Genomic DNA, 23196 nt, shown 5'->3' on the forward strand with positions numbered 1-23196 from the left:
AAATGTAAGGTTGATGGTTAGGAGTCTATGGTCACTCCAATTTTTGCAATACTAATACCGAAGATATTGTTGGAGAATATAAAAAAGGGCTCTGTTGCATTAACGGAGAGAATACGGGGTGTGCCTCCAATTAGTTGAATCTGATGTATAATGCGTTTTTTTTAGGTTTGCTTATGGCCAGCGTTAATCTTCATTGTCCCCGTTGCAACCTGCTCTGGTTTATCGGCATGGCCAGAACCCGAGAGGTTCTGACAGGTTTATCTGTCGTGATTGCCATCGAGTATTTAAGTTCACCTACACCTATGAAGTCCTTAAACCTGGGGTGAAAGAGCAAATTATTGAGATGGCTTTCAACGGCTCCGGTGTCCGAGATTCCGCCAGAGTGCTGAAAATCGGCATCAACACCGTCATCCGTGCTTTAAAAAACTCACGCCACGCAGGAGGCACTGTTGCAAATAGCCCGTTAGGGTCAACGCTCCCTTAGGCTAAAAAACCTTAGAGGCTGAAAACGTAGTTCACCAGACGCACTTCGCCCTGAGGATGACCATAATACCAAGGTTCAGCCTGACCTTTACGCAACGCACGCATCACTTCTATACCCTTGATCGTGGCATAAGCCGTTTTCATGGATTTGAAGCCTAACATCGGATTGATTATCCGCTTCAGCTTACCATGATCACATTCAATCACGTTGTTGAGGTATTTCACCTGACTGTGCACCACGTCTGGCGGGCATTTACCTTCCTGTTTCAATAACGCGAGCGCTCTGCCATAGGTGGGTGCTTTATCTGTAATAATGTGTCGTGGCTGTTCCCAATCCCGTAAGTGACCCAACATCTTCTTCAAAAATCGATAAGCCGCTTGAGTATTACGCCGAGACGAAAGATAAAAATCAATCGTTCTACCGTGGCTGTCTACGGCCCGGTACAGATAAGCCCATTTGCCACCGATTTTGACGTAGGTTTCATCCAGATGCCAGGGACGCAGGTCGGTCGGATGACGCCAGTACCATCGCAGGCGCTTTTCCATTTCAGGTGCATAGCGCTAAACCCAACGATAAATCGTGGTGTGGTCAACATTGATGCCCCGTTCAGCCAGCATTTCCTGGAGTTCGCGATAGCTGATGCCGTATTTACAATACCAGCTAACAGCCCAGAGGATGATTTCACTCTGAAAATGCCGACCTTTGAATGGGGTCATACGCTCTCCTTCAGCCGAAATGACGCTTTAGCTTATCATCACCAGATTTTTGCAACAGTGCCGTCATTTTTGCGTCTCACTTTGCTGCCTGCACGCTGGTCTATTATCAAAAAAAGAACACCATCGTGAAATTATCGCCGGAGGAGGAAGAGCGTTTTGCATGGCTGAAGATGTATTACTCCGGATGCATGGAACAACTCATGGTTATGCGTGAGTTAAAGCCGACAGGAAAAGATATCGTCCAAGTGATGGGAGAAAAGATACGTTATGGTTAAATTAACACTGCCAAGACAGCTGATGAACTACACCAACCTGACAGGTGACTTTATCAGTGAGGCAACCACCATTGAGCAGGCACTCGACGATCTAGTGCAGTCTCACCCTATGCTGAAGGCACAGATTTATAATCAGGACCGGACGCTGCGTAATTTTGTGAATATCTTTGTGAATGAAGAAATGGCCGACGACTTACGCATGCCGGTGCTTCCCCATTCACGGATCCAGATTATTGTTGCTGTGGCCGGAGGCTAAGATGAGTCACTTGTCCGTTAGTGAGCAGGAGTATTATCTGCGGCACTTTTCGTTGCCGGGTTTTGATGAAAAAACGCAGTTAAAGCTGAAAGCCGCCCGCGTTCTGGTGATAGGCAGCGGTGGCCTTGGCGCACCCTGTCTGCTTTATCTTGCTGGGGCGGGTATCGGACACATAGGCATTGCTGATCATGGCGTGATCAGTGCCAGTAATCTTCCACGGCAGGTTCTGTTCAGTCACCAGAACATTGGTGAAAGTAAAGCCATTCTCGCCGCTAAGCGCCTGTCTGCCCTGAACCCCTTTATCGACATTGAGGTCAACCAGGAACGGGTCAATGCCGTCAATGCCAAGGGGCTCCTCAGCCAATACGATATCGTTGTGGACTGTACCGATAATTTTGAGGCCAAATATCTGCTTAATGATATCTGTGATGAACTGCAGAAACCGCTGGTGTATGCGTCCATTTTTCAGTTTGAGGGACAATTGGCGGTTTTTCACTACAGGGGAACAACCGGCACTTCCCTGAGCTACCGGGATTTGTTTCCGGCACCACCACCGGCTGAATTTCGTGAAAACTGCAGTGAGGCAGGCGTCCTGGGTGTATTGCCGGGGATGCTCGGCACAATGCAGGCCGGAGAGGTTCTCAAGATTGTAACAGGTATGGGGGATGTGCTCTGCGATCGGGTCATGACTTACGATGCCCTCAGCAATCGTTCCTCCCTGCTTCGTCTGAAGCCGCGCAGTTCCATACAGGTCAATGAATTAGCCGCGCAGACAGAGACTCTGGAAAATATCAGTTTCTCGCACCTTATTCGTATGAAATCCAGTGTTCCGTCACTGATCTTGCTGGATGTTAGAGAACAGGCTGAACGTGTATCGGTTTCCATCGGTGGCGTACATATCCCTTTAAGAGAGCTACCTGAACGTCTTGAAGAATTGCCGCAGACGCTTCCAATCGTGTGTTACTGCAAATCCGGCAGCCGCAGTCAGCGGGCGATCCTTTTTCTTCAGGATCAAGGTTTCAGTCGCGTATTTAGCCTCAAAGGTGGCGTAATGGGACTGACTCCGCACGAACGGAATCAACTGCAGGAGTTTGATACTCGCCATGAAAATTGATGTGTTCATGCGGCTCGGCCCCGGATTTTTCCTGTTACAAACCGGCACTACCTTCAGCCTGTTTTCTGGCCATGTGTTCCGCCTAGCCCTGGCTTGGTGGTGTTTAAAGGAAACGAATTCGGCGGTCGCATTTTCATCCCTGATCGCATTTTCGGTTGCCGCAGAGGTTTATCTGAAGCCTTTCCTGGCCTCTTTTGGCGATCAGTTTCACCGGATAAAATTCATCGTTTTCTGCCAGCTCGCTGTTCTGACAATGATTATTCTGTTTTGCCTCGCCAATACAGCTGGTCACTTTCACATCGTTGCCGTGACCACAGGTCTAATTGTCATGAGTGCCGTGGTCTCGGTCAGAGAACCCACTATCATGGGATTGATACCCGATCTGGTCGGAGAGGGGGAAATATCCCGGGCGATTTCCAGTCGTTCAGCCATCAATTCAGTGATTATGTTGTCCGGACCGGTACTGGCCGCCTCACTCATCTCATTGTTTTCTGTAGGTGTGGCGCTGTATGTCGCCGCCGTGCTGCAGGGACTCTCATGCCTGGCCTTTATTGTGCTCGCGAAAAAACCCGTGCCTGCATCCTTGGCGCTCAGTGGTGAAAGCTGGTTCAGCAAAACGAAAGGGGGGTTTACTGCCATTTACCGTGTGAAATCAGAGTTTCATATCGCCTTAATTTCCTCGGTCATCAATTTTACCATGTTCCCCTTCTTTTCGGTGACGGTACCATTCTGGATAAGTACTGAACTACAACTGCCGGCGTCTTATCTTGGTGCATTTGAGTTTTCATTTGCCCTCGGACTGTTGGCGGGCAGCCTGTATCTGAACACGGCTATTAGGGAACTGGTTGGACGCTTCTGGAATGTAGTCTCTGGGTTTGTACTGCTAGGCGGGAGTGTCATCGGAATTGTGATGGCACCTAACATCTATGTTTCCATTGCCCTGGCCTTCTTTAGTGGTCTGGCGTTCATCTTTATCAATGTCAACCTCAGCACTCTACGATCGACTGCCACACCTGGACATTACCGGACACGAATGAGTGCAATGGCGGCGTTTCTCTCAAGTCTGGCTAACCCTTTCGGTGTGGTCATTGCCGGCTGGTACATTCACTGGCTTGGCGTCACTCCCTTCGCCGTATTTTCGGGGATCGCCGTGATCCTGGTGGCGCCAGTTCTCCTCTGGTCATGGCATCTGAAAAAGGCCCTGTCCCTCGAAGAGACCGAAATGAAAGGCTACTACGAAAAAACCTACCCGGAGGCGTTCAGTGAAAGAGGATAATATGGATAATACACAAATGACGCTCACTCTGGCCTCCCTGCTTGGCCCGGACCAGTACAAGGCATTTCTGGGATGTTTTTCGCGAAATACCGTCTACCACGGCAGAATGCCCAAGGAGGTGGCTGGCACCATTCTAACTCTGGACGGGTTACAGGACATTATCAACACCCGGCGTCTGTCGTTTCCCCGTTGCCGTCTTGTCCGTGTCGGAAAACCCTTAAACCCGGTGGAATATAATGCGCGGTCGCATTCAGCGCTGGGTGAACCTGTCATGAAATTGATCCCAGACCGCGTCATGAAGGAATTGAGGGACGGGGCTACCTTGGTACTGGATTTTGTCGAAGACTTATCCAGCAAAGTGCGACACATTGCTGAGGCCATAGCCACTGAATTTCAGGAAAAAACCGGCGCAACAGTCTTTTTCAGCACCGGTGGCACGAAAGGATTTACCACGCACTGGGATGACAGTGACACCCTGATCTTTCAGCTCAGCGGCAGAAAAAAATGGGATCTCTGGACACCTGACTTTCTGTTCCCTGTCACAGAGAATAAAAGTCGTATGTCACCTCCTGAAGGTCCGCCCGCAGAGAGCCTGATCCTAAAAAGTAATGACTTTTTGTATTTGCCGCGTGGCCACTGGCATGCACCAGAGCCGAGTGACTCCCATTCACTGCACATCTCTTTTGCGTTCAGGCGGCGTAACGGGATCGATTTCATCAAATCTTTGCTTCCTCTGCTGTCAGAGCACCCGGCGTTGCGGATGGACATTGATAAGCAGGCTTCTGCCGAACAGCAGGACATTTATATTCTTCAGCTGCAGCAAACTATCGCAAGCCTGGTGTCTGCTGAAAATCTTGGCCATTTTCTGAAAGCGGCCGGAGAACGCCAGTTTGTCAGTGAGACAATCGCCTTCGGTAAATTCAGTTAACCAATCGGTGAGCTGTGCAATATCGGTTTTATTGGGGAGTCTGAACCCAAATAGCAACGAATATTTTGCCTGTGATGCGGGGCTTGCCACTCCTGAAGAGAGTTCGTCAGTAAGCTAACTCCAAACGTCCCTGAACAGGCTTGTTGCAAATAATGAGAGTCGGTGATTTTACTGATTGATGGGTGGAATAATTAGGCTAAAACCGTCTCAATGTTAAAGAGCCGATTCATAAAGGCGGATCTTTCCCGCACTAGACATTCAGGTTCGTCACGGCGTAGCCAAATATCAAATTGACCTTTATTCAGTCGTCGCAATGTTTCAAATCCCTGAAGCGTTGACCACGCTCGATTTGGCCGTTTGAACCCCCCGGCCGCTTTTACCAATTTTTTGATGGGTGCATGGTCAGACTCGATACGATTATTCAGGTATTTGACTTGCCACTGCTTTGCATCATCCCGTAGCTTTCCTTCTTTCATCAAACGAGTAATAGCGTAACCGTATGAAGAATGTTTATCGGTATTGAGTATTTTCGGCTGTCTTTCAACAGGATAGGGCTTTAACACCCGTTTAAGGAATTGATAGGCAGCATTTTTATTTCGTTTAAGCGAAAAGTAAAAATCTAATGTAGTACCGTGCTTATTGATGGCGCGATAGAGATAAAACCATTTTCCGTTGACTTTGATATAGGTTTCATAGAGTTGTCATGAGGAGTCGGCATGCACAAATTGATATCGTTTCAATTTCTGACGAAGTATGGGTGCATATTCAATAAACCAACGGTAAATGGTAGAGCGATGAACGGAAATCCCACGCTCTGCCAGCATATCGCTGACATTGGCATAACTCATCGGGGTTGAACCGTACCAACGTAAGCACCACAGGATGATCTCGGGTGCAAAATGTTTCCATTTGAAATCGCTAGGGGTCATGTGGGTTCACTGAAGAAGGGATGAATAGCCTCAGTTTTCATGACAACGCCATTTTTTGCAACAAGCCCATAACGCTAGCAGCGTCGAATAACCATTATGGTATACTTAAAAATTACGATTTTAATTAAATCAGAGGGTTGTTACCTTAACGGACACACTTCCGCACCGCAGGGCTTCAAACAGCATAGTAAGTGTGGCTTGTGAATTTAAAACATCAAGACAAACAATTAGAGGATCCGAGGTTCAGCAAACAATGAATAAAAAAGGAATGGAAACACAGACTTTCGATGGAGTGCTTGAACTGTTTGACGTTAGCTATGATGAGCTGAAGGTAACGCACTCGAATGAACTTTATCGGCTGAGAAAAAAAACTTTCAGTGACCGGCTGGGATGGAACGTGGTGTGCAATGCCGATATGGAGTTTGATGAATTCGATAATCCTGAAACGCGCTATATTCTTGGCCTGTACAATGGCCAGCTGGTCTGCAGTGTGCGCTTTACTGGCCTTGAACAACCCAACATGATAACTCACACATTTCGGGCCTGTTTTGACACAGTCCCGCTTCCTCTCGGCGGTATAGAATCAAGCCGTTTCTTTGTCGACAAAGACAGTGCACAGCAACTACTTGGCAGACGCTATCCGGTAAGTCAGATCCTGTTTCTTGCCATGATCAACTGGGCTCGTCACAACGAACGCGACGGCATTCACACCATTGTAAGCCGGCCGATGCTGACTATCCTGAAACGTTCAGGATGGCAGATAAGGACGCTTAAAGAGGCCTTCCTCAGTGAGCGGGAGCGTATCTATCTGGTGTTTTTGCCAACTGCAGTGGAGGAGCGGGATCAGATGGCATCAGGGCTCATCAGCGAGCTCGGCTACCCCGCGGCCTCAGTTATTACCTGGCCGCTGTCGCTGCCGGTGTAATAAGTCCTAGCTCAACGCCCAGCCGGATTGCCTGGCGGGCGTTGTTGACGCACAGTTTGGAGACAATATTGCCCATATGAAACTTCACCGTACTCACGGAAATACCCGCTATGGCGGCAATCTCCCCATAAGTTTTTCCCATACTGGACCAATACAGCACTTCGTTTTCCCGCAGGGTGAAAATGGGTTTTACCGTATCAACATTATGTCTTTGCCTACCGGATGAGCTAGCACCGGCAAGACGATACATCTGCTCATTAATATCTATCAGCAATATCTGTATTTCCCCGCGTTCAGACGAGAGCCGCGCTTCCAAGTCCCCTTGTCCGTTGCTGGCAATAATGACCGACAACAACGCTAGGTTATTCATATGGTCATGTAACACAAAAGTGAAGCCATTGGCGATATTGTAATGTTTAGCGAGGGAAAAGATTTTGGTGAACTTCAGATCAGACATAAGGGTAATGTTTTCGTCCCATGAAAAGGGAGATGTACGCCTGAACGCGCTCAATATCACCGGGTCAGTGAGTTGAAAGTTGTTAGTACGGTAGAGCTCTACCCATTCATCAGGATAAGTGGAAATAATAAGCACATCTGAAGGATTTTTTTTGCTAACGACCATATAAGAGTATTCCAGCTGCCCAAATGAGGACAGTTTTCTGTCTATATACTCACGGAGCGTTTCCGTTATGGTCTGATTTTCATTGAAGACAGAAAACATACAAGCTCCGTTGCAGTCTAATTTCCCTTTTAGCGATAGAACCTGAACTTAAGTATAGGTATTCATGAGACTTAAAAACAGCTTACGAATCAAGAGACACAACTTATAATAACACTCGTTAGGCGAATGATAAAAAAAACCTGACCTATCGGTCAGGTAGCTAATTCAGCCAACACCAGGGAAAAATGTTCCGGTCAGACAGGATAAGCAAAAAGTCACTGCTGACCGGGCTCTTCAGTTTAACATTTCTTATCTTTCCTTTCAAATTCATCTTCACCAACACAGTAAGCCCGTCAATTACGTCACCAAACCTAAGGGCTCTGTCGTATTAGGGCTCCGTTTGGGAAACGGAGCCCTTTAGGTGTTGTGACTCAATGGGTTGTTAGATGTAGTCGCTGTCTTCAGCTTTTCTATCGCAAACTGATATTCCAGCTCATTCACATGGCCGTCAACGATACCTTTAAGGTTATATCGGGGAGTATCCTTCTGGATTTGTGACAAATAATCCGCTGATCGAGTGATGGATTTCAAACAGCGCCGCAACACTTTACGTGAGAACGGTAATTCCCGTTGTTCAATATCGTGATACAAATCTTCCCTTATATTAATCTTCATCAATCGAGGCTGCTGGCCATCAAAAAGGCCAGGCCAATAACGTTGCATGATACTGAGCGCTTCATCATACGATAGTGTGCGCTTTGGTCTCGGTGGCTTGATGGGTTTGGGTTCTCTGACGCGAAGCTCTGGCGTTTCATTTTTCGCGGTTTTGAGTTGAAGTGTCGTTTCGACCACCGGTTCTGTGGCCATTTTTTTCTTACGCGATAAAGGAACCGGCGTTTCGCTGATTTTTTCCTGATGCTCAGGTGGGGACTTGCGTTTTAGCGTCAATATCTTGCGTTCACCGGTCATCACATCCTCCAGGAATTACATTGTTAACATCTTGTTTCTGTTCAGAGTATACCATTAATCATGGCAAAACCTGATGCACGCAGTGCATAGAAAGCGGCACACAGTCGTCACATGTTTTCCGATGTAAAACCGCTGAAGCCCGGCAGCGCCGGTGCGGATCATAAGAGATCATGATACCCCCCCTGTCCTGGTGAGCCATACAGGCTTACAAACAATTTTGTGGTCACACTGCAAAGAACCCCGGTGAGTGGTCAGTGCGGCGCATAGCGACGCGCTGAGCATGATTTCCGGGGCCTTGGCGATTGGCACGCATAGCGTGACGACCGCTTAGGTTTGCAATTGCTCAGTTCCTTGTCCGGCTTTAGCCGGGAGCTACCTTTTATTGTTATTTATTCCCCATTGTCGAACTGTTATTTGCCCTGAGCAAAGCGAGGGGAGCTACTTTAGAGAGCAGGCTTTAGCCGCTCGAAAAGTACTCCTTTTTTGAGAGGCTTATTTTGTTCAGGAATAATGTTCGAAATTAATTATATTAATCAAACAGCTTACGAAGCTAACTACATAAATTCGAAGTTAATGGTACAAATATTCAGCACTCTCGGCATCACGCCAATATCACTCATGAATTCGGGGGAATAATGCAGAATGGGGCGTGACCGGGTGGCTAAATAACGCTCATTTTGTCCGAGTTCACCAACACAAAAACCGCGCCAGGCACGGTAGAGTTCGAAAGGGGGGACTATTGGGGCTAAACTATGCCGGCACGCTCAAGCAACTGTCGGTAATAGGCTCCGGGGTCACTGTGTTTAAGTCCAGGCTGTTCTTTCTGCAACGCCTGTTCTTGCATAACGACTTCATGCGTCATGACTGCACCACTGGTTGACCATTTGACATACGCCTGATAATACGGATTTTGGCGTTTATGCTTCGCCTTGGCCAGACTGCGTATCTTTTGCTGTGTCTCATCGAGAATAAGATCGAGACGCTGGGTATTCTCACTGTTGATTTCAGTCAGGCGACCTTCCAAAAGAGCCACTTTCTCCTGCTTCTCTTTTGCCAAATCAGGGCTAACAACCCACCGTTTGATTTGTTTTAAACGATTCCGTAAGGAGGGTTTGTCATTCAGATCAATACCAATACGCTCAACACGCAGTAGGTGCCGTTCATATTTCTTGCGCAAGCTTTCAGTTAAACCGTTTTTTATCGCCCATGTTTTGAACTGGCCAAGCCAATGACGGATCTCTTCAACGGCAATGCCTCTGGAAATGAAGAACTTTTCAGTCAGCCATAACCGCAGCGGCTTATTCTGGCCACTGTCAGTATCTTTACCGTGAAGCGCTATCACGTAGCCCAGTTGTTCTTGCACAGATAACGCATGCAAAGGACTGTCGTAAGCTTTGCGGCCGTTATCATAAACATGCAACATCCCCATCGAGGCCGCAATTTGTTCAAACGGAGCCATGATTTCAAACGGGTAGTCACTATCTGGGTTGTAATCGCAATTGGCAGCCAGTGCCATTGACAGTGCCGTTAACGCTTCACAGCTCTCTGAACGGGCAGAAATGCGCATAGGTTGCGGTATAAAATAGGGGTCATTGCGTTTGGTATAAGGCACATAGCCCTGACGCCGCAACTCTATCAGCTCATGGTTGCGGTGCCAGTTGTGGCTACTAAGACGTGCAACCACTTTAGCGGCCATTCCGCGAGGAACGCTACAGGATAGATTTGGCGCATAACGCCGGTGTATTTTGGACTGCCCCTTACGAAGGCTGTTTGCTTCGCCACGTCGGGAACGGGGAATAAAGTCAGGGTTTACCTGATTGTTTGTCTGCTCAAGCACCTGATCCTGCGCTTATGGCAGAATCATATTGATCTCGTACTAACATGCGTTATAATCCTTCACAGGCCAGCGCCTGCTTTGTGACCCCCTGATATCCTTCGTTCCGCCAAGTTCGTCAGGATTTCGGGGGGTTTTTGCATTCAAGGCTTCCTCAATCGGTCACCTTTTCCCTGGGCGTTTTAACGGATACGCCCCATCCTAATGAATTCACTTGCAGTAATATCAATACGTAACATTATCTGCCATTTTCCCGAAACAAGCATTTGATGCCGCTCAGAAAAGAAAAATCGCTTTTCGGAGAATACATCACGAACAATCGAAGATCCAGATATTGCATTAAGATCGCTGGATTGATCAAACAATTCGGGCAATTTTCCATCTTTATTCGGCTCAATGACATCAGAAAAAATCCTTTTTGGCGGAGAAAAGGGCTGACCATCACCGTACCGGAGGTTGAGATGAGGCGGAGCGCAGTCGAAGACGAGCACCGAACACCTCAAACGAGGAAGCGGATTAGTATTTTGGCTTATTCGCCAAACGTCTTCTGTTTCACGATATCGCGCTCCAGTTGTTGCAGACGTTCATGTGGCATCTCTGTCCGGGCAACATCCTGAATCGCTTTATCTAGCGTCAAATCCTCTTTACGCAGACTCTCGGTGTTAAACGATTTCAATATATCTTCGGAGGTGGTTGCCTGTAACTCAGCAACCTTTTCGATAAGCTGCTGTTCTTTCTCTTTTTCAGGTGACAGCGGTATGACTTCGCGGGCCTGCTTATCCAGCTCAGCCACTCGCTTCTCCGCTTCATCAGGAATAAAGGGTAGGGGTTCTTCAGTTGGCGTTTGAGCCTGACGTGTCGTGTCGTCTTCGGGAACAATGATATTGCCGGTGATACGATTGATATTGCTGGGAAGTCCCTCACCCGCAAGACGGATGAGCACCCCACTGTCCGGGTTATCGTGTGCCAACTGCAATCCTGTTTGAATAGTGGCCGCAACATGTGTCTCACCGTTTTTACTGACCTGAAGACCGGCAAAACGGGCATCATCACTCCCCATTATTCGGGGCTCGTGACTCAACCAGGCACCACGCCCTTCGTTCTGGAACCGAACTTCATCAAGATACACTCCGGCGCGATTGCCATGACTGTCCCACACCGGCAAGGCAATGTGAGGTGACGGATACTTCTTCCCTGGGGCAATAAAGTGGGCCATTGATTCCCCCTCCAGTCCGCTGGTCTGTAACAGCTTTCGGCCTAATGCCGTGTCCTGAAGTGGAGTTGCGGTCGCCAGCAAGCGTTCTGCGACCTGCGCGGCTTTATCATCAGTGTGGTGCAGCAGGTCATGGGCAGTGTGTTGGCTCACCTGTTGACTGAGCGCGTTCAGCCATCCCTCCCGATTGTCGGTATACACCTGAATATGCTCTTTTGCGCGTGACAGCGTCACGTATCCACCTTCCTGTGTCGCCATGCGCTTACGGGCACCCTCAATACCTTCCAACGCGATAACATATCGAGAACTCGCCCCCTGCGCCCCATAAGCGGTAACGGCATACGCCAGATCAACATGTTGGTCTTCAAGAGCACTGCCTGGCTCAATGCGTTTATCCTGTGAGCCATCGTTCAATGTGATCGTGCCATCACTACCGATATAACTGACTTTCCACACACTGTTGGCCACATAGCCTCTTTCATTATCGCTGCGCGTAAAGCGCATCTTATCGCCCGGACTGATGGCAATATTGCGGGGTTTATAGAGTGAAATATCCTGTGTGCTGTTCTGGAAATTGGATATCAGCTCGCGATTTCCCTCCCTATCCTTCAGCTCCACAACCCCCGCCTCCGTATCAACACGCCCAACAGTGAAATAAGTGTTATTCATCATGGCAACTTCACCAATATGGGTAGAGAACCCTTTGGCAGTTCGCAATTCATTGTGTAACGTGCGGACGGGTTCCAGTACGGTGATGGCCGCTTGCATTTCCCCTAGCGCACCAGCTTCGTATAACTGCGCATGAATTTGACTATTGATGGCATGACGGTCGGCGTTAAGATGTGCCACAACCAGTGTTTCGTTTCTGGCCTCCGCCGTCCGTCCCGCAAAGTCACGGCTGACGGCCTCGATGACATTGGCGGGGACATCGGGTGTTGCCACATTTCCACCATCAGCCAACACGCGAACACCCTCAACGGCATTATCCTCACGCGCTTCCTTGAATTCCATCACAGACGCGTCAGGTTGCCAGCTATCCTGAATACGGGGGATTTGCGCCGGTGTCACCAGTTCAACCCGAGCCAGAGCTTCCCGCGCATTCCCTTCTATCATGCTATAAATCGCCGGTTTTAGCGCCGGCGTCTGACGCACAATATCTTTCATTACGGCCGTATCGATAGCACTGCGTTGTTGCATCAACTTGAACGGCTGGCCCGGATCAATCGCTTTCAACTGCGCGGTGTCACCACTGCTGATAGCCCTACCTTCGCCATGGCTTATCATCTGGTAAATTTCGGCCATATCTCTGTTACCGACCATCGATTGCTCATCGAGCAGGAACAGCGTCTTACTGTAATCAGACTTTTCTCCGGCTAGTCCTTTTTGACGTTCCTCACTGATAAAGGCAGCGAGCGTTTGTGAACGTACACCGGCCTCTTGCATTTCATGTACGGCCCGATGTGTTGGCGCAAGGCCAATGACCTTCGGCTGCTGTGCTTCCGGTAAACTACTGATAGCAGCCATAATCGCTTTAAATTGCGTGGTTTTACCTGTCCCCGCAAAACCTTGTATGGCCAGAAACTGATCCCGACTCTCCAAAACCATTGATGTCGCGGTTTTCTGTCCTTCCGTCAATCCAGTTAAAAATATCTCCGGCACGGTGTTCATCATGGGTTCAACCGCCCCCTTACCCTGCGCAATCGTCCGGATTATGGACTTTTCCATAACCGGCATGAATATATTCAGCCAGAATATCCAGCATTCCTCTGATAGCATCAGGTTCAAAGCGATCATCACTGTAGAACCACGCTATTGACTCGCCGCCCTCAAACCACAGCCGCCCATACCAGTAAGGGGATTCATGGCTTGGACTGACTATCTCGATGAGTATTGTCGGGGCCATCTTGCAATTCAGACGTAAATGAACCGGATATTCCCCGCCCCACTCTTGTCGAAACTCGCAATCAACACCCCAAACTTCAGGCAATGACAAGCAGGCTATCACCGCACTGGACAATGTTTGCCGAAAACCCTCGCCCCGCTCGCGGTACTGCTCAAAATCGTTGGAGGTAAAGGCTTGCAGCTTCAATAATGTGAATTTTTCTTCTTGGGTCATGGTGTTATGCCGCCCTTTCGGGCGACATCTCCGATTAGGCAGCGGCTGATTCATCAGTGGAAGAGAGAGAAACGGTTTCATCCATCGGGAGCAGACATTCCGGTACCCAACGGGTTTGCGCTATCTCAACCGCCGCCAAATGGGCTGCATCACCCTTTTTCATTTTGAGGACGGAGGCCGCTTGCGCTTCTTTCTCGATGGAGGTTAATGCCTCGCTCATTTGTTCTTTGCTGATACGCCCAAAGTAGTTTTCCTTGGTCGGTTGCCACCACTGACGTAAATCGAACTCCAGCGCGTTCTCGACGGATACCAGCTCACCGCCCACTTTGCCGTCCATTCCTGCATGACACCGCACGGCATCCAATGACAGACCGACACAGTAGGTCAGCAGTGCTATCACCTCGGCTTGATCCCATGTCAGCAACCACGAAAAATCCAGTTGCCAGTTTTCGGGTAAACGGGCCTCCCATTGGTTATGCAGATTTTCCAGCACACGATTCGCTTCCCCCTCTTCCGAGGCCGGTGCGTTACTCAGTAATGTGTGCCGCTTGATGTCCATACTGGTTTTTAAAACGGAACTGGCATACTGACCAAAGAACACTTTAAGTGCCATTGAGTGAGTGTGTAGCGCCAATGCCACAGTCGGATTTTGTACCAGTGCCGCCATGACCGCTAATGTCCGCTCTGATGACAAACTGGTGATCAATGTCGCTGATAGCCCTTTAGGTGTCGGTGAGATTTGTGCAAGGTTGTTTTGCGGTGTCTCAGTCTGAGCGATATCTCCACGCAGTATCACCCCGCGTTGAAACGTCAAATCACCGCCATCAAATGACACCACCACCCCGCTTTGCGCTTTCTGATCTGACGTCCATCCCCGAATTGAAACAGCAGATTCAAAATCTTCAATTTGTTGCTGAATATCATTTTCATCATCGTAGGTTTCAGTGTCTTCCAGAGCCGCTGTCAACGTATCGATATGGGATTGCTCCGATTCGGTATAGACCGGTGCAGGCTCTGGCATAATATTGTATTTGCGTAAGTCTTCACCCCAGCGACCAATTGGATCTATCTGGTAAGCACACCATGACCACCCCTCACATTCCTGAATGGTTACCGCGATAGCTTCCAGCTTTTCAAGTGTCAGACGGTCAAGTAAGGCACGGTCAATCCAGCCCTCATTTTCATCACTGAATAAGTCGGTACGAATAACAGCACCTGCCGCCGCCAGTTCGCCACTCCCGACAAAAGCAAACTTCTTGTTATTTTTAATGCTCACTTCCTGCTCGGTTATCAAATTCCGCAGCTGGTAATTCTGTGGTGATCTACCGAATACTTGTTGTGCCTGTTCCCATACCTGCGCCTGTCGTTCCTGACTGTCTTCCAGTACCAGAATTTGGCACTTTTCGAGGGTAATTTCGTCTTTTGCCAGTGCCTCTAACAACGCGGGGGCCAGACTGGCGAGTTTTAGACCACGTTGGACATGGCGGGAGCTATAGCCCAGCAAGTCACCAATTTGTGCCGGTGTTTTTCCCTCAGCGGCCAATGCCTGTACGTCTTTTGCGACCGTTGACGCTTTACGGGTGGATTTCTTAACTAATTTTGCTTTAGACTCTGTAACTGACATGGTTAATACCTCTTGGTTTTGATTTTTGTCTGCCGGACGTCCTACCGTCCGGCACCTGTTACTGCTTTTTCACACCGTATTGCTGAATGTATTTGTTCAGTAATTATCTTGAGTTAGGTTCAAAATTCCATGCGCGCCAAATCAGGCAACCGCTGCTCTCACGCACCACAAGGCGAAAATGCGTACCCTGATCGTCTTCTATGGCAACGTTGCTATAGAACGCAGCTATTGCTTCGGCCTGTTTCCGTGTGAATCCATCATCAGGAAGCGGCAGGCTATTGTTTTCTTGGCTGTTCATTGGTCATGTTTCCTGTCAGTAATGCCCTGCAAACACAGGGCGGGCCAATTCTAGAACGGTATCGAATCGTCGAAATCCATCGGTGGAAATTCGCCACCTTGCTGCTGTGATGGCGGATTGGATTGCGGTACTGCACTACCTTTGGCTCCCTTGCTTTTGCCTTTCGTTGATGCGCTTTTTGCTGGTGTGGCTGGCGTTTGCTGTTGTCCCGCCTGAGCCGCTTCATTGCCTGACTGGCGCTGGACTTGGTTGCTCCCCCCTAGCATCTGCATGGTGCCGTTCGCTTTCACCACAACTTCGGTGGTATAGCGGTCGATGCCGTTCGTGTCCTGCCATTTACGGGTTTGCAACTGGCCCTCGATGTAAACTTTGGAGCCTTTGCGCAGGTACTCTCCCGCCACTTCGGCCAACTTTCCGAACAACACAACACGGTGCCACTCTGTTTTTTCTTTTTGTTCGCCAGAGAGTTTGTCGCGCCATGCTTCGGACGTTGCCACTGTGATGCTGGCAACTGCGCCCCCATTTGGCATGTAACGAACTTCGGGATCTTGCCCCAAGTTCCCGACTAAAATGACTTTGTTTACGCCACGTTCTGCCATGATGTATCTCCTTACGTTGAAGTTTTTTTTAGTGTGAAAAATTGCGGAAATACCATTCCCAAGGAGCCGGTTCAATCGCTCGTCCCAAGGTTTCTATAGACTCAGCAATTTCGTAGGCCACCGAGGTTTTAATAAGATTGCATGCATACAACCACGCGAGTCTGTCAGCACAACTAAATGACGCTTCAAAATCCTCTTCATCCCTGCACCCAACAGCCGCAAGAGAACGTAAAACTTGAAGTTTTGATTCCATCTCAATGAGTTGAAGAAGGATATTTGTGTTTTTCCCATATCTTTCGGAAGATTTTGGCGTGGCGGTTTTGACGTTGATGTTCTGTGTGTTCATGCTCTTTTACCCCTCTCAGTGGTTAATCCTATCTCTCGGTGAGTTCAGTCGCGGCAAAGGGCGAAGTAGCAACGACAACGGGGAAATACAAGGGCGACGCTTGCGGCGTGCCATTTACCCTTGTATTTATCCTGGTGTGGGTGCTACGAACAGCCCTCCGCGAAAGGGCTTACCGGGGGATAGTCCACTGAGTGTCAGGCGAGCATGAACACACCCGACACGGCGGAACGACGGGGCGTCATTAGTGGGAAGCGGTGCGGCCCTGGCCGCTGCAAGCGTGATGTTGACGTTAAGGATCGCTTGTTATCCGACAGGACAGAGACACGCTTGTGTGGCTCTGCGGAAGCAGGACTGCGCCACCGGCGCGGGACCGCTGAAGTGCAGGCGACGAACCGACCGTTTACGGGCGGGGAGCCTTTTGGGGGCCATCTGATGCACGTAAGTAATATTCTTTGGCCAGTCCGTCATTACATGGGAATGATAAAGAGGTAAAAAAAAATGATAAATGACAAGAGAATTGGAAAGAACCTGAAACACAATGAGCAGATACCCAAATCTGGGCAAGATTGCTGGCTCTGTGCGCAGTATGACAAGCCCGCCCGGACGCCCAAACGCACCCGGCATTTCTGCCATCAATCAGGACAAAGAGGCTCCGCAGCGAACATATTCAGAGAAGAAAACATGAGAAGGGATAAGAGGCTTACTGGTGCGGAGAAATAGTGGGAATAATGGTGATTTCACTATGAAAGAATAAGAAAAAAATCATATAATTCATAAATGTAAGCATTGAAAAACCGTGGTGAATTTAGTTAAAAAAAAAGGATGCCATTTGACACCCTATTGTTTATCCCTGACTACCCTTGATAAGACATTCTCTCAACAATACGCTTGATTGCTTCATCAATTTCTAACTGTACTTCAGCAGGCATACGAGAAAACTCATATACAACCAGCCGTTTCTTAGTATCAGTTTTCTTCCTCGCAAACTGGTTGCGATCAGAAAAATCTCGTAGCTTTTCGGTTTCAACCGATTTAAGAGGTGCATCCTTAAGCTCTTTGCTCTCAGCTCGGAAGATTGACAATATTTTAGCTTTATCAGTTACAGGATTATCAGGATCTTCGTGAATACATCGACGGACGTTCACCATTAGTTCTTCAACTGAAACTCTTTTTTTATTTGCGTCTTCTACTATATGCAACAAAAACTGATAGTCCGACAATGAGATATCATTGATTATTGGAAAAACAGAAATCATTTCATCTGGTACAGAAGCAGCCTGAAATGCACGAGTAACTTTTGCTGTGGAAATATTCTCCACCTTCGCAATTTCTTCTTTTGTCATGCCTTTGTCGTACATGACTTTAAATCGCTTCCCAAGTTCGCGAAGGCTATGTTCTCTAGCCGTCTGAATATCTTTTGCAAGTTGTTGGGCGTCGGCAAGGTCGATCTCATCCTTCGTTACAAGGATCTCGTACTTCACCTGATTAAAAATGCAGGCGGCTCGGCGGCGGGTACCATCCAGAATTTCAATTAGTCCATTAACCTCCCGACCAATGGCAGGAAAAAACTGCTGAAGATTTATCGTGCGAGAAATATCACTCACTGACTCGGCCGTGAGCATAGTCTGGTCACGCCCATTAACAGTGGAGTCAACAAACGTCCGTGATTCAATCTCACCACTTAGCACAATGGTATGGACAAATTTAGCCTGTTTACCAGATTTGAGAGTGAAGGTCTTGGAACTCTCACCACCTTCGAGCATACGTGCAAATTCAGAACTACTATTCCCAAGAACTCGGCCTCGAGACACGATATTTTTCATGCTACCGTCCCTCTAATGTATTCAATCCGGTCAAAAACAGCTTTAGTGAAACGCTCAGCCTCAGTACGAGCCCTCTTAAGCGCCTCTACGCTGCCTGGATAGGACATAGGATTGGCACTAATTATAGTGTCAAATGACTCACCACAACGCTCAAAGCCATCCAATCGTGGCAATGATGAGTCTAGTATGTTGCTGGCATACACCTCACGCGCCAAACTGTGCGACGTTTCATGATCACGTTTATTCGTCATTTTGGACATAAAACCGATACTGGCGCTTAATCGTGGCTCAATGCCTTCATCTTCTAACTGTTCCAGCATTTCTGGCAAACGTGTTAGATATTTAAGAGTCGAATGAAAGTCGACTTGAGCTGGAGGGGTAGGGGTTAATAGCAAATCACTGGCAGCTAAACCATTGAGTAAAAACGGGTCAAGGTGTGGCCCAGTATCAATGAAAATGAAGTCATAATCATTCGCCACACGATCAATTATTTTCTTACGTAATACCTCAGACGGAGAAACCCCTGGTAAGTGCTCAGCCACCAAAGCAGCCCACTGACTCGCAACAAAACCATCATCAATTGACGCAGGGATAACATCAACCCCCGGAACAATTGTCGGGCGGATAACCGTTGTACGAAGTTGTTCTGCATCGAGATCGTTCAGCATTGCCTGAGCTGCTGTTTCGAGTATAGAACCGATGCTATGAGTATGATCCAAAAACATTGTACTAGAGGCTTGTGGGTCAAGATCAATAACAAGAATACGCAGATCGTGACGTAGTAAATCCTGATGTACACGCAAACCATGCGCCAACGTTACCGTGCTAACAGTTTTTGATACCCCTCCTTTTAGATTCACGACAAAGATCACGTATGGCTCTTTGTGAATATCACGATATTTCGGGATCTTACGATGGTCATAAATATCGATGACGTTCTTAATAGTCAATGCGTACTGCTCAACATTTCCTACCTGTTTTTTATTGAAGTGGTAACCACTTTCCTCCATCTCTTTGATAGCCTGCTCGACGATACGACGGCTTAATTTAGGAAGTTTCGCCACAGCATTACGCGTATAGGTCTGATGATACTCGGTAAGATTGAACTCTTTCCGTTGTTCTTCAATGTCCCGACTCATGGCCTTAAGTAAAGCACTAGCCCTCAGAGCAATAGTGCCAACACTACCGTAATCACGTTTCATCATTATTCCCCTAGAGATGGATTCCTTGCACATCATTAATATGTGAGACTGATTTCAGTGTACACAAAAAAATAAAACGTACAATATTTTCATTTCTGAAAACAAAAAGATGTACATTTCATTATTTAGTTAACAAGTGACGATTTAGAGATCAGAAGTGATTGTTAGATTGACCTGTTTTTTTGAAAATGAGCACATATCGCTTTAGCCTATACCCTAGTGATAGTGAGTGGTGCTCCACAAAAAACACTCTCATATAAATTGATTTATCACTTTTGATACCAGAGAATCACTTAATCTAGTACCTATTGAGATGAAATGAGATGGCACTTGTCGGTTATGCGCGAGTTTCAACTACTGATCAGGATTTGACTCACCAGGTTGAAGTTTTGACCGCTGCGGGTTGCCGCAAAATTTTCTCGGAAAAAGTTAGCGGGACAAAGAAAGAAGGGCGCCAGGCATTTGACGAATGTCTGGACTACCTGCGTGAGGGCGATACGTTGGTGGTCACACGCATTGATCGCTTATCAAGAAGCCTTCGCGACCTCCAGAATCTGGTGTATGACCTTGAACAGCAAAATATCAAACTCAGGGCGACAGAACAGGCCATCGATACCGCGTCAGCATCCGGCAAAGCCTTTCTGGATATGCTGGGCGTTTTTGCTGAATTCGAAACTAATCTACGACAGGAACGGCAACGGGAAGGTATTGCCCAGGCAAAACAACAGGGTAAGTATAAAGGAAGAAAACCCACCGCTCGCGCAAAATCCGCTGACGTCATCGAGCTGGTTCGTGCCGGTTTTACCCGCGACTCGGTGGCCAAACAACTGAATATCGGCAAAGCGAGTGTCTACCGGATACTGAAAACCTACCGGCTTCAGAACCCCGACGATATTTTGCCTGGCGAGCGTTCAGCCAGAAAAATAGCAACGCTACTCATCGAGCTACGCGTTGAAAATAATACCAAATACGTCAGAGGTAAATCCAAGGTCAGAACGGATATCGAGAACGAATGGCACTGGAGCTTTGATATGGAAAAGCCCGACCCAAAAGGCAACGACTATATTCTCCGGGTTCCCTATGAAACCGAACAAGAGCTGGATGAGCTGGTTGATGAACTAAACCAGGATGCCGCCTATGCAGCTGAGATGCGCTATTGTTATATCGAGTTAGAAGTTGTGCATCAGGAAACAGGGAAAATCTGGAATTAACCGCAGTATTCTTCACGCTCAGGCGCTAAAATCCGTGTTATCAATGACTATGCTACTATTGGCCAATGAAAACGACACCTACACCGCACGACGCGCTTTTTAAACAGTTTTTGACACACCCAGAAACCGCTCGCGACTTTCTGGATGTACACCTACCGCCAGCATTACGCCAGGCGTGCGACCTGAACACCCTGCGACTGGAGTCCGGTTCGTTTATCGAAGAAGATCTGCGTGCCTATTACTCGGACGTACTGTATTCCCTTAAAGCGGGGCAGGGTGACGGCTACATCTACGCACTGATCGAGCACCAAAGTTCGCCAGACAGGCATATGGGCTTTCGGCTGATGCGATATGCTATCGCCGCCATGCAGCGACACCTCGATGCTGGTAACGACAAACTGCCTCTGGTTATCCCGATTTTATTCTATCATGGCCAGGTGACACCTTATCCTTACCCGATGAACTGGCTGCAAGAATTCAGTGAGCCGGAACTGGCGGGACAACTCTACAGCAATGATTTTCCGTTGGTTGATGTGACCGTCATTTCTGATGACGAAATCATGACACACCGGCGCATGGCCATTCTGGAACTGCTACAAAAGCACGTTCGTCAGCGTGACCTTGCCGAGCTACTGGAACAACTGGTCACGTTGCTGCTTGCCGGTTACACTAATAATGAGCAGCTGACATCGCTGATGAATTACATGTTGCAGGTTGGCGACACGGCGGCACCGGAAAACTTTATTAGGGAGCTGGCCCGCCGCTCACCACAGCACGAGGAGGTATTGATGACGATTGCACAAAAACTAGAACAAAAAGGGATCGAAAAGGGTCGCCAGGAAGGCCGGATGGAAGGTATCCAGCTAGGTGAAGCCAAAGGACGTCAGGAAGGCGTGCTTGAAGGTAAACTGGAAGTCGCACGCACTATGCTGGCGAACGGTATCGATCGCGACTCGGTAATGAAAATGACCGGTCTGACCGCTGACGACCTGGCACAAATCCGCCATTAATCATCCAAATGACGGGCAGGGAAGACGTTGTTAGATAACATTGAACCGGACTCACCGGAAAACACCACTTTAGCGTTAAGCCACCTGGCCTTTTGTGCGTTGGTGGCGCTTGGCATAGCCCATCAGGATGGCATGGCGAGAACGCACTACGCAGATAATCTGTTTCTTATCCGCTGGCTGGCTACCGCACAAAAGCAAAAGCGGTTTCCAAAAAGTGTCGCTATCGACATTACCTGGTTACTGGAACGGGGCCGCAAACACGCTGCAGTAGGCAAACTACGCCAGCATCTGGAATATTTATGGCGTTCCTGTAGTGGCAATCTGGCCGAGCAATCAGACCTATTTCGACTCACCTACGCCACTGAGACACTGAGAGATCAAGGCTGGGACAATTATGTGATGGACAGTCGAGAATGGAAATCAGGAACTGTACTCACACCGTCTCAGAATAATGGCTTTTACGTCGAAAAATCCACGCTTAATGCCGCCTTTACCGCCGATGGTCGTCACCTGCATCCCGTACCGTTTCGCATTATCGGTGACACAATGACCTTTATTCAGGTGATGTCGGCGTATTCTCTGCACGCAAGGGTTATCAACAGTGCCCTGGATCACCACACAGTAGTATTGGAACCGGTAGAGTATTCATCCTCACATTGACGGTGCCTGTAGGAGGACACTTAAACGGGCTTGTTGCAAATAATGAGAGTCGGTGATTATACTCATTGATGGGGGAAATAATTAGGCTAAAACCGTCTCAATGTTAAAGAGCCGATTCATAAAGGCGGATCTTTCCCGCACTAGACATTCAGGTTCGTCACGGCGTAGCCAAATATCAAATTGACCTTTATTCAGTCGTCGCAATGTTTCAAATCCCTGAAGCGTTGACCACGCTCGATTTGGCCGTTTGAACCCCCCGGCCGCTTTTACCAATTTTTTGATGGGTGCATGGTCAGACTCGATACGATTATTCAGGTATTTGACTTGCCGCTGCTTCGCATCATCCCGTAGCTTTCCTTCTTTCATCAAACGAGTAATAGCGTAACCGTATGACGAATGTTTATCGGTATTGAGTATTTTCGGCTGTCTTTCAACCGGATAGGGTTTTAACACCCGTTTAAGGAATTGATAGGCAGCATTTTTGTTTCGTTTAGGCGAAAAGTAAAAATCTAATGTAGTACCGAGCTTATTGATGGCGCGATAGAGATAAAACCATTTTCCGTTGACTTTGATATAGGTTTCATCGAGTTGCCATGAGGAGTCGGCATGCGTAAATTGATATCGTTTCAATTTCTGACGAAGTATGGGGGCATATTCAATAAACCAACGGTAAATGGTAGAGCGATGAACGGAAATCCCACGCTCTGCCAGCATATCGCTGACATTG

General features: G+C 48.0%; 21 protein-coding genes and 4 pseudogenes. 10 read left to right on the forward strand and 15 right to left on the reverse strand.

The window, feature by feature from the left end; translation table 11 throughout:
• Window positions 1-173: 173 nt before the first annotated feature.
• A pseudogene (locus V2A85_RS11600) lies at window positions 174-430 on the forward strand (IS1-like element transposase); the annotation flags it as partial.
• A gap of 65 nt (window positions 431-495) precedes the next feature.
• On the opposite strand, the pseudogene V2A85_RS11605 reads toward V2A85_RS11600, so the two are convergent.
• Window positions 496-1200: pseudogene (locus tag V2A85_RS11605) on the reverse strand (IS6 family transposase).
• A gap of 125 nt (window positions 1201-1325) precedes the next feature.
• On the opposite strand from V2A85_RS11605, the gene V2A85_RS11610 reads away from it, so the two are divergent.
• The 5 genes from V2A85_RS11610 to V2A85_RS11630 all read left to right on the forward strand — a co-directional run bounded on the left by V2A85_RS11610 (window position 1326) and on the right by V2A85_RS11630 (window position 5049).
• Window positions 1326-1475 (forward strand): hypothetical protein, encoded by a 150-nt coding sequence (locus V2A85_RS11610; RefSeq protein WP_420071483.1) that lies wholly within the window; start codon window positions 1326-1328, stop codon window positions 1473-1475.
• Window positions 1468-1731 (forward strand): MoaD/ThiS family protein, encoded by a 264-nt coding sequence (locus tag V2A85_RS11615; protein WP_025381771.1) that lies wholly within the window; start codon window positions 1468-1470, stop codon window positions 1729-1731. Before V2A85_RS11610 ends, V2A85_RS11615 begins: the two co-directional genes overlap by 8 nt.
• A gap of 1 nt (window position 1732) precedes the next feature.
• Window positions 1733-2845 (forward strand): ThiF family adenylyltransferase, encoded by a 1113-nt coding sequence (locus tag V2A85_RS11620; protein ID WP_420071484.1) that lies wholly within the window; start codon window positions 1733-1735, stop codon window positions 2843-2845.
• Complete coding sequence (locus V2A85_RS11625) at window positions 2835-4121, forward strand: MFS transporter (RefSeq protein ID WP_420071485.1); 1287 nt, start codon at window positions 2835-2837, stop codon at window positions 4119-4121. Before V2A85_RS11620 ends, V2A85_RS11625 begins: the two co-directional genes overlap by 11 nt.
• Window positions 4122-4416: 295 nt before the next feature.
• Window positions 4417-5049: a JmjC domain-containing protein gene (locus tag V2A85_RS11630; RefSeq protein WP_374057644.1), complete on the forward strand. Its 633-nt coding sequence runs from the start codon at window positions 4417-4419 to the stop codon at window positions 5047-5049.
• Window positions 5050-5240: 191 nt separating this feature from the next.
• Here the strand turns inward: V2A85_RS11630 and V2A85_RS11635 are convergent.
• Window positions 5241-5978 (reverse strand): annotated as a pseudogene (locus tag V2A85_RS11635) (IS6 family transposase).
• A 292-nt stretch (window positions 5979-6270) separates the two neighbouring features.
• Here V2A85_RS11635 and V2A85_RS11640 point away from each other — a divergent pair.
• Window positions 6271-6903 carry an acyl-homoserine-lactone synthase gene (locus V2A85_RS11640; RefSeq protein ID WP_420071500.1) on the forward strand — a complete coding sequence of 211 codons (633 nt, stop codon included), beginning with the start codon at window positions 6271-6273 and terminating at the stop codon, window positions 6901-6903.
• Here the strand turns inward: V2A85_RS11640 and V2A85_RS11645 are convergent.
• From V2A85_RS11645 to V2A85_RS11700, 12 genes are all read right to left on the reverse strand, one after another.
• Window positions 6875-7624 (reverse strand): helix-turn-helix transcriptional regulator, encoded by a 750-nt coding sequence (locus tag V2A85_RS11645; RefSeq protein ID WP_420071486.1) that lies wholly within the window; start codon window positions 7622-7624, stop codon window positions 6875-6877. The two genes, V2A85_RS11640 and V2A85_RS11645, sit on opposite strands and share 29 nt — an antisense overlap.
• Before the next feature lie 357 nt (window positions 7625-7981).
• Window positions 7982-8533: a ProQ/FINO family protein gene (locus V2A85_RS11650; RefSeq protein WP_420071487.1), complete on the reverse strand. Its 552-nt coding sequence runs from the start codon at window positions 8531-8533 to the stop codon at window positions 7982-7984.
• 745 nt (window positions 8534-9278) lie between these two features.
• Entirely contained in the window at window positions 9279-10370 is a 1092-nt protein-coding gene (locus V2A85_RS11655) for a Replication protein (RefSeq protein WP_420071488.1), read from the reverse strand.
• 179 nt (window positions 10371-10549) lie between these two features.
• Window positions 10550-10858, reverse strand: coding sequence for a hypothetical protein (locus tag V2A85_RS11660; RefSeq protein ID WP_420071489.1), 309 nt, complete (start codon window positions 10856-10858; stop codon window positions 10550-10552).
• A 38-nt stretch (window positions 10859-10896) separates the two neighbouring features.
• Window positions 10897-13251 carry a conjugative transfer relaxase/helicase TraI domain-containing protein gene (locus tag V2A85_RS11665; RefSeq protein ID WP_420071490.1) on the reverse strand — a complete coding sequence of 785 codons (2355 nt, stop codon included), beginning with the start codon at window positions 13249-13251 and terminating at the stop codon, window positions 10897-10899.
• A 16-nt stretch (window positions 13252-13267) separates the two neighbouring features.
• Entirely contained in the window at window positions 13268-13696 is a 429-nt protein-coding gene (locus V2A85_RS11670; RefSeq protein WP_420071491.1) for a conjugation system SOS inhibitor PsiB family protein, read from the reverse strand.
• A 34-nt stretch (window positions 13697-13730) separates the two neighbouring features.
• The gene (locus tag V2A85_RS11675) at window positions 13731-15320 is read right to left on the reverse strand and encodes a ParC (RefSeq protein ID WP_420071492.1); all 1590 of its coding nucleotides are present in this window, start codon (window positions 15318-15320) and stop codon (window positions 13731-13733) included.
• A 103-nt stretch (window positions 15321-15423) separates the two neighbouring features.
• The gene (locus V2A85_RS11680; RefSeq protein ID WP_420071493.1) at window positions 15424-15618 is read right to left on the reverse strand and encodes a DUF905 family protein; all 195 of its coding nucleotides are present in this window, start codon (window positions 15616-15618) and stop codon (window positions 15424-15426) included.
• Window positions 15619-15668: 50 nt separating this feature from the next.
• On the reverse strand, window positions 15669-16217 hold the full coding sequence (locus tag V2A85_RS11685) for a single-stranded DNA-binding protein (protein WP_420071494.1): 549 nt from the start codon (window positions 16215-16217) through the stop codon (window positions 15669-15671).
• Window positions 16218-16245: 28 nt separating this feature from the next.
• Window positions 16246-16563 carry a hypothetical protein gene (locus V2A85_RS11690; protein ID WP_420071495.1) on the reverse strand — a complete coding sequence of 106 codons (318 nt, stop codon included), beginning with the start codon at window positions 16561-16563 and terminating at the stop codon, window positions 16246-16248.
• 854 nt (window positions 16564-17417) lie between these two features.
• On the reverse strand, window positions 17418-18386 hold the full coding sequence (locus tag V2A85_RS11695) for a ParB family protein (protein WP_420071496.1): 969 nt from the start codon (window positions 18384-18386) through the stop codon (window positions 17418-17420).
• On the reverse strand, window positions 18383-19588 hold the full coding sequence (locus V2A85_RS11700) for an AAA family ATPase (RefSeq protein ID WP_420071501.1): 1206 nt from the start codon (window positions 19586-19588) through the stop codon (window positions 18383-18385). Before V2A85_RS11700 ends, V2A85_RS11695 begins: the two co-directional genes overlap by 4 nt.
• Before the next feature lie 323 nt (window positions 19589-19911).
• Between V2A85_RS11700 and V2A85_RS11705 the strand changes: the two are divergent.
• From V2A85_RS11705 to V2A85_RS11715, 3 genes and pseudogenes are all read left to right on the forward strand, one after another.
• Window positions 19912-20460, forward strand: a pseudogene (locus tag V2A85_RS11705) (recombinase family protein); the annotation flags it as partial.
• A 404-nt stretch (window positions 20461-20864) separates the two neighbouring features.
• A complete protein-coding gene (locus V2A85_RS11710) occupies window positions 20865-21809 on the forward strand; it encodes an Rpn family recombination-promoting nuclease/putative transposase (RefSeq protein ID WP_420071497.1) in 945 nt (314 codons plus the stop codon).
• 27 nt (window positions 21810-21836) lie between these two features.
• Window positions 21837-22469, forward strand: a complete 633-nt coding sequence (locus tag V2A85_RS11715; RefSeq protein ID WP_420071498.1) for a DUF2913 family protein — start codon at window positions 21837-21839, stop codon at window positions 22467-22469.
• Window positions 22470-22550: 81 nt separating this feature from the next.
• On the opposite strand, the gene V2A85_RS11720 is transcribed toward V2A85_RS11715, so the two are convergent.
• Window positions 22551-23196: IS6 family transposase (locus V2A85_RS11720; RefSeq protein WP_420071499.1), on the reverse strand; the 646-nt coding region annotated here is incomplete at its 5' end.

Source organism: Yersinia sp. 1252 StPb PI (assembly GCF_048593885.1).
Classification (GTDB): Bacteria; Pseudomonadota; Gammaproteobacteria; order Enterobacterales; family Enterobacteriaceae; genus Yersinia; species Yersinia enterocolitica_E.

Coding starts and splice junctions, on each gene's coding strand:
- V2A85_RS11680 (WP_420071493.1), bottom strand. CDS start 15,618: ATGAACAGCCAAGAAAACAATAGCCTGCCGCTTCCTGATGATGGATTC.
- V2A85_RS11710 (WP_420071497.1), top strand. CDS start 20,865: ATGAAAACGACACCTACACCGCACGACGCGCTTTTTAAACAGTTTTTG.
- V2A85_RS11620 (WP_420071484.1), top strand. CDS start 1,733: ATGAGTCACTTGTCCGTTAGTGAGCAGGAGTATTATCTGCGGCACTTT.
- V2A85_RS11625 (WP_420071485.1), top strand. CDS start 2,835: ATGAAAATTGATGTGTTCATGCGGCTCGGCCCCGGATTTTTCCTGTTA.
- V2A85_RS11650 (WP_420071487.1), bottom strand. CDS start 8,533: ATGACCGGTGAACGCAAGATATTGACGCTAAAACGCAAGTCCCCACCT.
- V2A85_RS11645 (WP_420071486.1), bottom strand. CDS start 7,624: ATGTTTTCTGTCTTCAATGAAAATCAGACCATAACGGAAACGCTCCGT.
- V2A85_RS11630 (WP_374057644.1), top strand. CDS start 4,417: ATGAAGGAATTGAGGGACGGGGCTACCTTGGTACTGGATTTTGTCGAA.
- V2A85_RS11690 (WP_420071495.1), bottom strand. CDS start 16,563: ATGAACACACAGAACATCAACGTCAAAACCGCCACGCCAAAATCTTCC.
- V2A85_RS11670 (WP_420071491.1), bottom strand. CDS start 13,696: ATGACCCAAGAAGAAAAATTCACATTATTGAAGCTGCAAGCCTTTACC.
- V2A85_RS11700 (WP_420071501.1), bottom strand. CDS start 19,588: ATGAAACGTGATTACGGTAGTGTTGGCACTATTGCTCTGAGGGCTAGT.
- V2A85_RS11695 (WP_420071496.1), bottom strand. CDS start 18,386: ATGAAAAATATCGTGTCTCGAGGCCGAGTTCTTGGGAATAGTAGTTCT.
- V2A85_RS11675 (WP_420071492.1), bottom strand. CDS start 15,320: ATGTCAGTTACAGAGTCTAAAGCAAAATTAGTTAAGAAATCCACCCGT.
- V2A85_RS11615 (WP_025381771.1), top strand. CDS start 1,468: ATGGTTAAATTAACACTGCCAAGACAGCTGATGAACTACACCAACCTG.
- V2A85_RS11685 (WP_420071494.1), bottom strand. CDS start 16,217: ATGGCAGAACGTGGCGTAAACAAAGTCATTTTAGTCGGGAACTTGGGG.
- V2A85_RS11665 (WP_420071490.1), bottom strand. CDS start 13,251: ATGATGAACACCGTGCCGGAGATATTTTTAACTGGATTGACGGAAGGA.